Below are 12,251 nucleotides of genomic sequence, written 5' to 3'. Positions count from 1 at the left end.
CCATCATGGTCCACCGCGAACGTCCCATCCACCCGGCGCGCATGCTGCCCGAACAGCAGGCGGCGGCCTGGCGCATCGACCACGAGCCGCCGCCCGCCGAATGCGCCTACGACCCCGACCTGCACACCGGCCCGGACGGCGGCATCATCGAGTCGGCCGACCAGCGCGCCGCCCGTGAGGACGTGGCGCGCGAGGTGTGCGCCACCTGCCCGGTGCGTGCCTGGTGCGCGCTCTACACCATGCAGGTCCGCCCGACCTACGGCATCTGGGCCGGCCGCTCGGCGCGCGAGTGGGCGCTGCTGGGCGCCGAGCTGGACGCCATGCTCACGCCCGATCTGTCGGGGGTGGCGTGATGACCACCGCGACCACCCGGCGGACCCTGACCGCCCCGCTTGCCGGCCCCGTCGTGTTCGACCTGGACATGCCGCACGGCCAGATCGACCTGCGCGTGTGCGACGTCGAACGCGCCGACATCGAGCTGAGCGCCCCCGCCGCCGGCGGCAGCCCCGCCGGTCAGGCCATCGCCGAGGCCACCCTGACCACCGAGGTGCGGGTGATGACGGTACGCGTGCCCACCCCGGACGGCACCACCATCGTCAGCCACAGCCGGGGCGGGCGAGTTGTCGTCTCCGGCAACGTCCATAGCGGCATCGTCGTCACCGGCGGCAGCATGACCATCGTCAATGGTCAGGTCATCTCCGACGGCCAGGTCATCTCGGGGATGACCGCCTCCCCGGGCGTGCGCGCCGAGGTGCGCCTGCCGCAGGGTTCGGCCCTGCGGGTGCACACCCGGACAGGCCAGGTCACCACCTCCGGCGAACTGGAGTGGACGCAGTTCACCTCCTCCTCCGGCGAGCTGCGCCTGGACGCCTGCCGCAAGCTGGCCGCCTCCACGTCCTCTGGCGATGTGTCCGCCGAGTACGCCGACCAGGCCGAGGTGCGCACCGTGTCCGGTGACATCGACCTCGGCAGAACCGAGACGGTCACCGCCGACTCGACATCTGGCGACATCACCATCGGCGACTTCGGAGGCGCGGCCCGGCTGTTCACCGTCTCGGGTGACATCACGGTGCGCGCCACCGAACCCGGCCACGTCACCGCGAAATCCACCTCGGGTGACATCCGGGTGAGCGCGCCCGCTGCGCTGGCCGCCGCCGGCGGTGAGCACGGCCTGACCGTCGATGCCCGCTCCGTGTCCGGCGACGTGCGCATCCCGCGCCCACCCGCCGGTCCCGCCCGCCCGCGTCGCCCCCGGCACCGATAGGACCAGGAGCCCCCATCCATGAACACCGCTCTTCTTCTGTTGTGGCCGTGGCTGGCCTTCCTGGCCGCCATCGCCCTTGGCTCGCTGTTGTGGAGGCGCTGATGTCCCGCATCCGCGCCGCCTTCTGGGACCCGGCCGGTGATCGGTACGGCATGCCCACCTACCCGTGGCGGATGGCCCCGCCGCACCTGCTCACGCTGCGGCAGCTCACCGCCGAGGGGCTGCGGCCCGGCGGTCAGGGCGTCCAGGCGCAAGTGCTGTGGCGCTCCCGCCGTCACGGCGCCCCCGGTGTTCGCGCCGCCTACCTGTACGACGTGCGGTTCGCCCTCCCCAAGCGCCCCGCCACTGTGCGGCAGCGCGCCGCCCTCGGCAAGGCCAACGCCGCCCGCCGCACCTGCCCCGAGTGCGATCGGGACGTCGGCTACGTGCTGCCGCGCCACCTCGGTACCTGCCTCGACTGCGCCGAGGAGATGGCCGCATGAACGCCCACGACATCCGCGCCGAGCTGCGCAACCTGCGCGACCACATCAACCGCGAACTGGACGACGAACACAGCGACCGTCAGTACGTGCTCGAAGGGGTCGCCGCCGGCCTGGACGACCTGCTCACCCGCCTGGACTCGCCATGAGCACCGCGACGATCTGCCCGCCCGCCGAGGCCGCCGCGCCCCAGCGATTCGCGGTGGTGGTGTCCGTGCCGCCCGTGCTGGTGGACGACCCGGCCGGCCTGTTCGCCGAGCTGGCACGCCTGGACCTGCCGCTCGGCGAGTACGTGGTGTGCGGCAGCGCCGCCCTGTACGTGCGCGGCCTGCGCTCGCGCGTGGGTGACCTGGACGTGTTGGCGCGCGGCCCGGCCTGGGCCAGGGTGCTTTCCCTCGGCGTGCCGCCGAGTGTGGCCCTGTCCGGTCACGGCCTGGTCGTCAACCACCCCACCCACGCCATCGAATTCGTGGACCGCTGGACGCCCGGCTGGCCGACCGACTACCTGATCGCCTCAGCCGACCTGATCGACGGCATCCCGTTCATGCGCCTCGGCGACGTCCTGGCCTGGAAACAGCGCGCCCGCCGCCCCAAGGACCTGCCCGACATCGCCGCCGTCCACGAGCTACGCCGCCTGTGGAACGGCGACGACCCCGCCCCCACCTGCACACCTGCCCGCACCGCCAAGACCGATTGGAGGAAAGCCGCATGACCACCGCGACCCCGACCCCCGAGCCCGGCCCGGAGGACATCTCCCGAGCCCTGGCCGAGATGGAGCGCCACCTGCTGACTGAACAGAGCCCGACCCACCCGCCGCCCGACGACCCCGACGACGCCGAGAGCATGGGCGACGCCGAGGCCGTGGGCGAGACCAAGCGGGTGCGGCAGTTGCGTGCCGAGGTCGCCGAGGCCCGGCAGTTGGCCGCGCTCCAGACCGACGACACGCCCCTGCTGCTGGACACCCCGCGGGTGCGCCGGCGCCGCAAGAAGGCCAACGAGGCCGCCCGCCTGCACCTGCTGGGGCAGGACCCGGCCATGCGCGCCTGGCAGGCCGCCCGGATGCGGCGCCTGCTGATCGGCGCGGCCATGGTGGCGCTCACGCTGGCGCTGGCCTGGTCCACCGCCGGCGTCCAGCGGTTCGCCGCCGAGGGCGCCGAGCCCTGGTCGCCCGGCTGGATCTTCGCCTGGCTGGTGGAGCCGTTCATGTCGATTGCGCTGCTGGTCGTCGTCGGCGCTCGCGCCTACCTCGGCACCCGCGGTCAGCCGCTCAACGATCGCAAGCTGATCCGGATCGAGTGGCTGTTCCTCGGACTGACCCTCGGCATGAACGCCTGGCCGTACCTGCCGTGGGGACTGTCGGAGGGGGAGACGTTCTCCTTCTCCCGCCTGGTGCTGCATGTGCTGGGGCCGATCGTGGCCGTGGCCATCGTCACCGCCCTGCCGATCATCCTGGAGGCATTCTCCCGGCTGGACCACGCCCACGCCGGCGCCACCCTTACCGGCCTTACGTACAGCGCGAACACCGATGATCGGGTAAGGCTCATCAGCCCCGAGGTGGCCGCGCTGATCGAACGCACGCAAGCACTCATCGCGGCCGGCGACCTGCCCGCCACCCCGAGCGCCTACAAGATTCAGCGCGCCCTGCGCTGCGGCATGGACGACGCCCGTGCCGTCCGTGACGCGCTCGCACCCGAGGCCGCATGACCCACACCGCTCGACACCCGCCCGACAAGACAAAGGGAATCCCGCCCCATGACCAGACGACAGATCACTCTGCCCCAGCACGTCGCCGCCCTGCTGTCCTGGCTGAACACCGCCAACCCGCCCACCGAGCACGAGATCGCCATGCGCATCATGAAGATCGGCGAAGAGTTCGGCGAGGTGGTCGCGGCCTACATCGGCGTGACCGGCCAGAACCCGCGCAAGGGCGTCAGCGCCACCCGCGCCGAGCTGACCGGCGAACTGTGCGACGTCATCATCGCCGCCATGGCCGCGCTGGCCACCGTCGCCGGCGACGTCAAGCAGGCCGAACACCTGCTGAACGAGCACCTGTCCGCCCGCCACCCGCGGCTGTCGGCGCTGGTCCGCGCCGGCGCCGCCTGACAACAGGAGGGCACACCCATGCTGACCTTCGCGTGCATCGCCACCCTGGCCTGTCTGGCCATACCGGTGGCCATCTACCTGCGGATGCTCATCACCGGCCCGGCCGAACGCGCCCGCATCCATGCCCGCATGGCCGCCCTTCGGCGCGGCCCCGACTCCCCGACCATCACGCAGGGCGCGGCCCCCAGTCGCCAAACCGAGACCGCGCCCTGCCACCCCGCCGCCGACAACGCACACGAGGTGTCTTCATCATGACCGACCGCCCGACCGACTTCGACACCCTCACCGAGCCGCCGCCGCACCCCGACACCGACCCGGACAGCCCCACCGGCCCGGACGGGCAGGGCGCCGAGGTGGTGGACCTGGACGCGGCCCGCGCCGACCGCGTGCAGTACGGCACCCTGCCCCCGGCCCCCGACGCGCCGCCGGTGTTCGACACCTCCTATGAGGTCGCCCTGGACGAGCCGGACGACGATGCCGACGCTGATGCCGACGCTGATGCCGAGGCGTCGCCGGTGCCGGTGGACCCGCCCGAGCCCGCCCGGCTGGAGTCGGAGCACGGGGAGAAGCGCAGCCCGATCATCCCGACCGGGCTGCGGTGGGGAAACCTGCCCGCCACCGTGCGCCGGACGGCGGGCAGGGTGGCGTACGTGGCCGGTTTCCACGCCGTGCGCGCCCCCTGGTACGCCCTTCAGGCGGTGTGGTGGGCGATCGTCGGCGTGCCCAAGCTGGCTGGCCGGCAACTGCGCTGGTGGTGGGTCAATGAGCAGTACATCCTCCTTCAGCAGGCCGCCACCGACAACGACCCGGCGATGTGGCTCAAGCTGCACAAGGAGGGCAAGGCCACCCGCCGCTGGCGCGGCATCGCCCTGTTCTTCCAGCTCATCGCCCTCGGCATCGCCGTGCTGGTCGCGGTGGGCGCCGACCTGGCGCCCGTGTGGTGGGCGGTCATCGCCGCCGCGCTGATCCCGCCGCTGGCCGCCTACGGGCGTCCGGCGGGACGGCGGATCATCCCGACCGCCATGGTGTCGCGCCGCTACCGGCTGCTGAACAGCGACGTCGTACTGCGCGCGTACTACGCCGCCGGTCTGGGCCACCCGGACAAGCCCAACCAGCAGGTCAAGTTCGGTTCCCGGCTGTCACGCGATGCTGCCGGGATCGGCAGTGAGGTGCTGGTGGACCTGCCCTACGGCAAGACGTTCGAGGACGCGGTCAAGGCGCGCGGCGCCATCGCCTCCGGCCTGGACGTCACCGTCCAGCAGGTCTACCTGACCCGCGATGCGACCTCCAACCGGCGGCACATGCTGTTCGTGGCCGACCGTGACCCGCTCGCGGTTCCCGCCGGCCGCACGCCGCTGCTGGACGGCAAGCCGCGCAACATCTGGCAGCCCGCCCCGTTCGGGCTGGACGAGCGCGGCCGGCGGGTCGATCTGCTGCTGTTGTGGATCTCGATTCTGGTCGGTGCGCAGCCCCGTAAGGGCAAGACGTTCGCCGCCCGGCTGCTGGCCCTGTACGCGGCGATGGACCCGTACGTAAGGCTTACCGTGGTCGATGGCAAGGACAGCCCGGACTGGCGCAAGTTCGCGCTCATCGCGCACCGCATCATCTTCGGCACGATGCCCAACCGCGACGGCGACCCGATCGAGATGCTGCTGGACGCGCTGCGCGAGATCAAGGCGCACATTCAGCAGGTCAACCAGTTCCTTTCCACGCTGCCCGTCACCGAGTGCCCGGACGGCAAGCTGACCGAGGAACTGTCGCGCAAGTACCCCAACCTGCGGGTGTGGGTGCTGGTCATGGAGGAGTTCCAGGTCTACTACGAGCTGGACGACCAGGAGACGAACAAGGAGATCGCCGCCCTGCTGTCCTTCATCATGGCGGTTGGCCCGTCCGCCGGCGTCATCATCCTGTCGAGCTCGCAGAAGCCCGGCGGGGTCGGCGCCGGTGATGTGCAGCGGTTGTTCAACCGCTACCGCGACAACCACGCCGTGCGCTTCGCGCTCAAGTGTGGCAACCGCAACGTCTCTGACGCCATCCTCGGCGGCGACGCCTACTCCGAGGGGTTCGACGCCTCCTCTCTGCCGGTCGGCAAGCAGTACCGGGGCGTCGGCTACCTGTACGGCGCCTCCGACGACACCCCGACCGTGCGCACCTACCTGGCCGACGCCGCCGACGCCGAGAAGATCCTGACCGCCGCCCGCGCGCTGCGCGAGCGCGCCGGCACGCTGACCGGCTACGCCGCCGGTCAGACCATGGCCCGTGAGGTGCGCGACGTGCTGGCCGACGCGCTGAGCGCCTTCCAGGGCGGCAGCGAGACCGGCCTGCCGTGGACGGTGCTGGCCGCCCGGCTGGCCGAGCGCATCCCTGAGCACTACGCCGACCTGACCGCCGACGCCATCTCCGCTCAGCTCCGCGCGCTCGGCGTGCCGAGCGTGGACGTCAAGCGGGACGGCAAGGCGCTCAAGGGCGCCAAGAAGGCGGCCATCACCGCCGCCATCGACCGCCGGCAGAACAGCGCCGGATAGGTCGGCGCCGCGCCTCGGCGAACCCGCCCGAGGGTTCGCCGGGGTCGCGGGACTCCCGCGACCGGTCGCGGCTGCGCGACCCGCCCCGCGACCGCTCAAACACTGCCTGACCAGCCCGAATATCCGCAGGTCGCGGGTAGCGGGCTCGGCTTCCCACGCCCGAAAACCGGCTCTGGAGACCTTCCATGACCTCTCTGGCCGCGACCGCGACCACCCACCCCGCGACCCTCGTTCCGCTCCTGTTCGCCGCGCTGGCCGTGCTGTGGCTCCTCGGCTACGCCGCCGCCTGCGCCGCCGACCCGTTCGCCCGCTGCCTCCGCTGCAAGGGGCACGGCAAGAAGCTCAAGCCCAACGGACGCGTCAAACGCTGGTGCCGCCACTGCGACGGCACCGGCCTGCGTCTGCGTCTGGGCCGGCGCCTGTACAACTATCTGCGCCGGCTGCACCGCGACGGTGCCCGCTGAGCCGTTGCGCGCCTCATTCCTCCGGCAGTACCCCGAGCCCGGCCACCCGCCCGTCTCGCACGTCGGCCAGCGCTTGCAGGTATCCAGCCTCGACCGCGCGGTGAACGAGGTTCGAGATCGGCTCGGGCATGTCCATCCAGCCACCCCATCCCGAGCACAGATTCGCCGTCGCCTCATACGCCTGCCGCTCATCGGCCATGTCCGCCCGCGGCCCTGCGCGCAGCACGTTGACCGACTCTTCCCAGCCCGTCAGGTCGTCGTTGGTGTAGCTCTCCTCAGCCATACGCCTGACGGTACGGCCAACCACCGACCTCGGAAAGGAGATTCCGCACGTGGACGCCGTCTGCGAGAGCTGCGGCAGCACCACCACCGACCTCATCGGCCACCACGCCCGGCACGACCTGGACGCCATCGTGCAGACCTACCAGTGCCGCGCGTGCGATCACGTCTGGAACGTCTGGCACTAGCCGCTACACCCCGCCTATTCACGCACGTTAACGCAGGAAGGAAGTCCGCCATGTCCGGCGAGACCACCATCACCATCATCGGCAACCTGACCGCCGACCCCGAACTGCGCTTCACCCAGTCCGGCACCGCCGTGGCCGGCTTCACCGTCGCTTCCAGCGCCCGCACCTACAACAAGAGCGTGGAGCAGTGGGAAGACGGTGAGGTGCTGTTCATGCGCTGCTCAGCGTGGCGCGACCTCGGCGAACACGTCGCCGAGTCGCTCATCCGCGGCACCCGCGTCATCGCCTCCGGTCGGCTGCGGCAGCGCACGTTCGAGACCAGCGACGGTGACAAGCGCACCGTCATGGAGATGGCCGTGGATGAGATCGGCCCCTCGCTGCGGTTCGCCACCGCCCGGCCGGTCAAGGCCGCCCGCGGCAACGGCAACGGCCAGACCAGCCGCAACGGCAACGACGCGGCGGCGGCTGGCGGTTTCGATGACCCGTGGGCATCCTCCCAGCCCGCCACCGCCGGCGCCCCATTCAGTGACGAGCCGCCGTTCTGATCACCAGCGCATGACGCCTCGGGGCGGTCGGCCCTTACCGCCGTTGCCCGCTCCGAGGCGTGGCCCTTCCCTGGAAAGGACTTCGAGTCCATGCCGCGAACCGTCATGACCGCCGAGCCCGGCGCCCAGGCGTCGCTGTTCGTCGTCGCGCCGGACAGCGCCGACGCCACGGTGTCAGGCGTGCGCGTCGCTGCCGTCGACCCGGCCGCCAACGATGCCGCGCTGGCCGGTGACGGGTACGGCTGGCTGGCCGCCGCGCTGCCCGCGCCGAGCCCGCCAACCTGCCCGGCCTGCCACCGCCCGACCGTGCTGCCCGCGAGTGCGCCGGTGCTGTGGACCTGCCCGCACTGCCATCCCGTGGAGGCCCGATGACCGCCCCACCCACCGGCCTGCCCGTCTGCTACGTGCGCGAGCACGCCGGCCATACCATGACCGTCCACCCGCCCGCCGCGTTCGAGCCGGCCGCGTTCGCCCGGTTCTGCGCCGCCGAGGCGATGCTGGGGCTGGACGTGGAGACCAGCGCCATCGACGACAAAGGTCCCCGTCAGTTCGCGCCTGCCTTCACCGTGCGGCTGGTCCAATTCGGCTCCCCGCGCGAGGCGTGGGTGCTGGACCCGTCCGACCCCGGCCAGCACGCCGCGGTCCGGGCGACGCTGGCCGATCCCGCGCGCCGGTTCGTCACCCACACCCCCTACGATCCGCTGGCCATCTGGGCGGCCTTCGGCATCGCGCTCGGGCAGCGCGTCATCGACACACACCTGCTCTCTAAGCTGATCGACCCGGACGAACGCGCTGGCCACGGGCTCAAGGAGCTGACCGGCCGCCACCTGGACGACGGCCTGCAACACGCCGAGGCCGCCCTGCATGCCCGGATGCGCGCCCTGGCCCCGACCGGGCACCGCGCCGGCCACGCCTGGCAAACGTGGGGGTGGAACCACCTGCCCACCTCCGATGAGGCGTACGTGGTCTATGCCGGGCTGGACGCCGTCTACGTGCGCCGACTGCTGCCGGTGCTACTACGGCACTGCCTCGACTTCACCCACCTGGTGCGGATGGAACAATGGCTGGCCGCCCACGCCACCGGCATCACCATCCGCGGCCTGCTGCTGGACCGCTCCTACACCACCACCCTCCTCCAGCAGGTCCAGCGCGAGCACCACGCCGCCGAGGCGGGCATTCAGCAGACCCTCGGATTTCCAGCCGGCTCGCCCCGCTTCGCCGCCTGGCTGGACGGCCACCTCACCGAGGCAGGCATCACCGACCTGCCGCGCACCCCCACCGGCCGGCTGAAGGTCACCGCCGACACCCTCACCACCCTCACCGAGCTGAGCGCCGGCGCGCTGCCGGAGCAGGTGCGCGACGTGTTGGCCGCCCGACAGACGGTGGCCCGAACCTCCAACCTGATCGCCAACCTGACGGCGTTCGTGCGCGCCGCCGACCCCGCCGGCCGCGTCCATCCGCAGATCAACACCCTGCGCGCCAAGACAGCCCGCATGTCCATCACCGGCCCGGCATTGCAGACGCTCAAGAAGCACGACCCGCGGCTACGCCACTGCTTTCGCGCCGACCCCGGGAACGTGCTCATCTCGTGCGACTTCTCCCAAGTGGAGATCCGGGTGGTCGCCGCCCTGTCCGACGACCCGACCCTGAAGAAGGTGATCGCCTCCGGCACCGACATCCATGACGCCACCGCCGCCCTGATGTACGGCGACGGCTACACCAAAGAGCAACGCACCATCTCCAAGCGGTGCACCTTCGGCACCCTGTACGGCGGTGGCGCCACCGCGCTGGCCGACCAGACCGGCGTCACACCCGAGGTGGCCCGGCAGGTCATCGACCGGTGGCAGTCCACCTACCCGCGCGTGATCGCCTACACCAAGCAACTCGCCTCACAGAGTGTGGTGACCACGCCGAGCGGCCGGCGCATCCCCGCCGACCCCGCCCGCGGCTACGCCAACGGCAACTACATGGTTCAATCCACCGCCCGGGATCTGCTGCTGGCCGCCGTCTACCGCTTCGCCATCGCCCATCCCGAGGCCCGGCTGTGGCTGTTCGTTCATGACGAGGTCATCATTCAGGCGCCCGAGTGCGACGTCGAACGTCTGTGCGCCGCCCTTCAGCAGGCGATGACGACCAGCTTCCGAGGCGTGCCCATCGTGGCCGACGCCGAGGTACTCGGCACGCACTGGGGCCACCTGCCCGACCAGGAGACCGCCGAGGCGCACCTGGAGGCGGCATGACGCGCCTGCTCACCGCCGCCTCCATGTGCTCCGGGTACGGCGGCCTGGACCTGGCCGTCCATACGGTGCTCGGCACCCGCCTGCTGTGGGTCGCGGACAACGACCCCGACGCCGCCCGGGTGCTCGGACATCGCTTCCCCGGCGTGCCCAACCTCGGCGACCTGACCGCCCTGGACTGGTCGACCGTCCCGGCGCCTGACGTGCTGGCCGCCGGGTTCCCCTGCCAGGACCTGTCCTACGCCGGCCGCGGCGCGGGCATCAAGGAAGGAACACGTAGTGGCCTGTGGCACACCATCGCCGACGCCGTCGATACGCTACGACCCCGCCTCCTCGTGCTGGAAAACGTGCGAGCCATCGTTACTCGGCGACCTGGTCTTGACGTCGTCCTCGCTGACCTTGCCCGTCTCGGGTTCGATGCGCGATGGACGTGTCTGCGAGCATCCGACGTCGGCGCCCCGCACCCGCGCGACCGCTGGTTCTGTCTCGCCTGGCCTGCCGACGCCAACGGCCCGCGACTGGAAGGGCCAGGGGTACGCCGGTCAGCTCCCGAACGCGGTGGCCCTGCTCAAGACTCCGACCGCACAGCTAGCGGTCAATGGGGGTTCCCAGCACCCGGACAAGCGCAGGGCTGGCGGGCATGGGCCGACGCTGGCCGACGAAATCGAGCACCTGCTGCCGACGCCGACGACGCGCAATGGAGCGGGCAACAAGGTGAACAACCGCGGAGACCTGCTCCTGCCGGGGGTGGCGGAAGCGATATCGACTGGGGCCCATACGCCCCGGCCATCGCCCGCTGGGAGCAAGCGTCGGGGCGCCCCGTGCCCCGGCCAACTGAGCCTGGACGACGTGCCGACCGAGAACGTCTGAGCCCGCGCTTCGTCGAATGGCTGATGGGCCTGCCCGCCGGCTGGGTCACTGACGTGCCCGGCATCCCCGACAACGAACAACTGCGCCTCCTCGGCAACGGAGTCGTGCCACAACAGGGCGCCGCCGCCGCGGCAGACCTCCTCCCCGACCACCTCATGCCCTACACCCTCGACTCACGCGACGAGATCGCCGCATGACGGTGGCACCATCCCCCAACTGGTGGCCCTACCGGCCATCCGACAAGGCCACCAGTTGGGGGAAAGCCCGTCCCGATCAAGCCTGCGACCTACCCAAACGAGAGGACTCGTCATGACCGACCTGCTCACCGCCGCCACCCGCGCCGCCCGGCGCGGCTGGCACGTCTTCCCGCTCACCCCGCACGGTAAATACCCCGCCCGCGGCTTCACCGACTGGGAGCACAACGCCACCACCGACCCCGACCTGCTGGCCACCTGGTGGCGGCACGTCCCCTACAACGTCGGCATCGCGTGCGGCCCCTCCAGCCTGCTGGTCATCGACCTGGACCTGCCCAAACCCGGCCAGCATCCGCCCGCCGCATGGACACGACGTGGCATCGCATCCGGTGAGCAGGTCTTCCGCCATCTGTGCGCCGAACACGGCCAGCCCTACCCCGGCGACACCCGCACCGTGACCACCCGCCGCGGCGGCACCCACCTGTACTTCACCGCCCCGCCCGGCCCGCGCCTCGGCAACACCTCCGGAGCGCGCGGCAAAGGACTGGGCTGGCTCATCGACACCCGCGGCGCCGGCGGATACGTCGTCGCACCGGACAGCTACGTGGCCGCCCGAGACGGCACCGGCCCCTACACCCTCACCCGCGACCAGCCACCTGCGCCCTTGCCCGACTGGCTGACTACCGCGCTCACCCCGCCCCCACCGCAACCCGCCACGGGAACGATCGCCGAGCTGCTGGCCGGCCTGCCCGCCCGCCGACTGACCGCCTACGGCCACGCCGCCCTGACCGGCGAAGTCGAACGAGTGGCCACCGCCCCGGACGGGGGCCGCAACCGCGTCCTGAACCTGGCCGCCTGGAAGCTCGGCAAGCTCATCGCCCGCGGCGCGCTACCCCGCGATCTGGTCGAACACGCCCTGCAAACCGCCGCCGAGACCGCCAACAGCCGTAGCCCCGACCCGCGCCCACCTCATGCCCTAGGAGACTTCTGATGATGTTGCTGGTCAGGCTTCCGATCATGTAGGTCGAGGGTCAGGCTGGGCAGCATGATGGGGCATCGTCCCGAGCGGCCGGTGGGGCCGGATGTATGGAGCACCTGCCGGG

At 71.5% G+C, this 12,251-nt stretch carries 17 protein-coding genes; 16 read left to right on the top strand and 1 reads right to left on the bottom strand.

Annotated elements, in window-relative coordinates:
• Positions 1 to 5: 5 nt before the first annotated feature.
• The 10 genes from ACBJ32_RS57940 (at position 6) to ACBJ32_RS57895 (ending at position 6,835) form a co-directional block, all read left to right on the top strand.
• Positions 6 to 353 (top strand): WhiB family transcriptional regulator, encoded by a 348-nt coding sequence (locus tag ACBJ32_RS57940; RefSeq protein ID WP_375134148.1) that lies wholly within the window; start codon positions 6 to 8, stop codon positions 351 to 353.
• Positions 353 to 1,264 (top strand): DUF4097 family beta strand repeat-containing protein, encoded by a 912-nt coding sequence (locus ACBJ32_RS57935; RefSeq protein WP_375134147.1) that lies wholly within the window; start codon positions 353 to 355, stop codon positions 1,262 to 1,264. Before ACBJ32_RS57940 ends, ACBJ32_RS57935 begins: the two co-directional genes overlap by 1 nt.
• Before the next feature lie 101 nt (positions 1,265 to 1,365).
• The gene (locus ACBJ32_RS57930; protein WP_375134146.1) at positions 1,366 to 1,746 is read left to right on the top strand and encodes an RRQRL motif-containing zinc-binding protein; all 381 of its coding nucleotides are present in this window, start codon (positions 1,366 to 1,368) and stop codon (positions 1,744 to 1,746) included.
• Positions 1,743 to 1,892 (top strand): hypothetical protein, encoded by a 150-nt coding sequence (locus tag ACBJ32_RS57925; RefSeq protein ID WP_375134145.1) that lies wholly within the window; start codon positions 1,743 to 1,745, stop codon positions 1,890 to 1,892. The genes ACBJ32_RS57930 and ACBJ32_RS57925 overlap by 4 nt, the downstream gene beginning before the upstream one ends.
• Positions 1,889 to 2,455 (top strand): hypothetical protein, encoded by a 567-nt coding sequence (locus ACBJ32_RS57920; RefSeq protein WP_375134144.1) that lies wholly within the window; start codon positions 1,889 to 1,891, stop codon positions 2,453 to 2,455. Before ACBJ32_RS57925 ends, ACBJ32_RS57920 begins: the two co-directional genes overlap by 4 nt.
• Positions 2,452 to 3,447: a hypothetical protein gene (locus tag ACBJ32_RS57915; RefSeq protein WP_375134143.1), complete on the top strand. Its 996-nt coding sequence runs from the start codon at positions 2,452 to 2,454 to the stop codon at positions 3,445 to 3,447. The genes ACBJ32_RS57920 and ACBJ32_RS57915 overlap by 4 nt, the downstream gene beginning before the upstream one ends.
• Positions 3,448 to 3,495: 48 nt before the next feature.
• A complete protein-coding gene (locus tag ACBJ32_RS57910; RefSeq protein WP_375134142.1) occupies positions 3,496 to 3,846 on the top strand; it encodes a MazG-like family protein in 351 nt (116 codons plus the stop codon).
• A gap of 18 nt (positions 3,847 to 3,864) precedes the next feature.
• On the top strand, positions 3,865 to 4,101 hold the full coding sequence (locus ACBJ32_RS57905) for a hypothetical protein (protein WP_375134141.1): 237 nt from the start codon (positions 3,865 to 3,867) through the stop codon (positions 4,099 to 4,101).
• Positions 4,098 to 6,371, top strand: coding sequence for a hypothetical protein (locus ACBJ32_RS57900; protein ID WP_375134140.1), 2,274 nt, complete (start codon positions 4,098 to 4,100; stop codon positions 6,369 to 6,371). The genes ACBJ32_RS57905 and ACBJ32_RS57900 overlap by 4 nt, the downstream gene beginning before the upstream one ends.
• Positions 6,372 to 6,556: 185 nt before the next feature.
• Positions 6,557 to 6,835, top strand: coding sequence for a hypothetical protein (locus tag ACBJ32_RS57895; RefSeq protein ID WP_375134139.1), 279 nt, complete (start codon positions 6,557 to 6,559; stop codon positions 6,833 to 6,835).
• Positions 6,836 to 6,848: 13 nt separating this feature from the next.
• Here ACBJ32_RS57895 and ACBJ32_RS57890 read toward each other — a convergent pair whose 3' ends face one another.
• The gene (locus tag ACBJ32_RS57890) at positions 6,849 to 7,118 is read right to left on the bottom strand and encodes a hypothetical protein (protein ID WP_375134138.1); all 270 of its coding nucleotides are present in this window, start codon (positions 7,116 to 7,118) and stop codon (positions 6,849 to 6,851) included.
• 49 nt (positions 7,119 to 7,167) lie between these two features.
• Here ACBJ32_RS57890 and ACBJ32_RS57885 point away from each other — a divergent pair, with 49 nt between their 5' ends.
• From ACBJ32_RS57885 to ACBJ32_RS57860, 6 genes are all read left to right on the top strand, one after another.
• Positions 7,168 to 7,302: a hypothetical protein gene (locus ACBJ32_RS57885; protein ID WP_375134137.1), complete on the top strand. Its 135-nt coding sequence runs from the start codon at positions 7,168 to 7,170 to the stop codon at positions 7,300 to 7,302.
• A gap of 50 nt (positions 7,303 to 7,352) precedes the next feature.
• Positions 7,353 to 7,847, top strand: a complete 495-nt coding sequence (locus tag ACBJ32_RS57880; RefSeq protein WP_375134136.1) for a single-stranded DNA-binding protein — start codon at positions 7,353 to 7,355, stop codon at positions 7,845 to 7,847.
• Positions 7,848 to 7,937: 90 nt separating this feature from the next.
• The gene (locus ACBJ32_RS57875; RefSeq protein WP_375134135.1) at positions 7,938 to 8,219 is read left to right on the top strand and encodes a hypothetical protein; all 282 of its coding nucleotides are present in this window, start codon (positions 7,938 to 7,940) and stop codon (positions 8,217 to 8,219) included.
• A complete protein-coding gene (locus tag ACBJ32_RS57870; protein WP_375134134.1) occupies positions 8,216 to 10,087 on the top strand; it encodes a DNA polymerase in 1,872 nt (623 codons plus the stop codon). Before ACBJ32_RS57875 ends, ACBJ32_RS57870 begins: the two co-directional genes overlap by 4 nt.
• Positions 10,084 to 11,151 (top strand): DNA cytosine methyltransferase, encoded by a 1,068-nt coding sequence (locus ACBJ32_RS57865; RefSeq protein ID WP_375134133.1) that lies wholly within the window; start codon positions 10,084 to 10,086, stop codon positions 11,149 to 11,151. The genes ACBJ32_RS57870 and ACBJ32_RS57865 overlap by 4 nt, the downstream gene beginning before the upstream one ends.
• 112 nt (positions 11,152 to 11,263) lie before the next feature.
• On the top strand, positions 11,264 to 12,139 hold the full coding sequence (locus tag ACBJ32_RS57860; RefSeq protein WP_375134132.1) for a bifunctional DNA primase/polymerase: 876 nt from the start codon (positions 11,264 to 11,266) through the stop codon (positions 12,137 to 12,139).
• The last annotated feature ends 112 nt before the right edge of the window (positions 12,140 to 12,251 follow it).

Source organism: Nonomuraea sp. GTA35, assembly GCF_041950525.1.
Taxonomy (GTDB): domain Bacteria; phylum Actinomycetota; class Actinomycetes; order Streptosporangiales; family Streptosporangiaceae; genus Nonomuraea.
The sequence above is the reverse complement of the archived record's forward strand: the minus strand, read 5'-3'. Positions and strand labels throughout refer to the sequence as shown.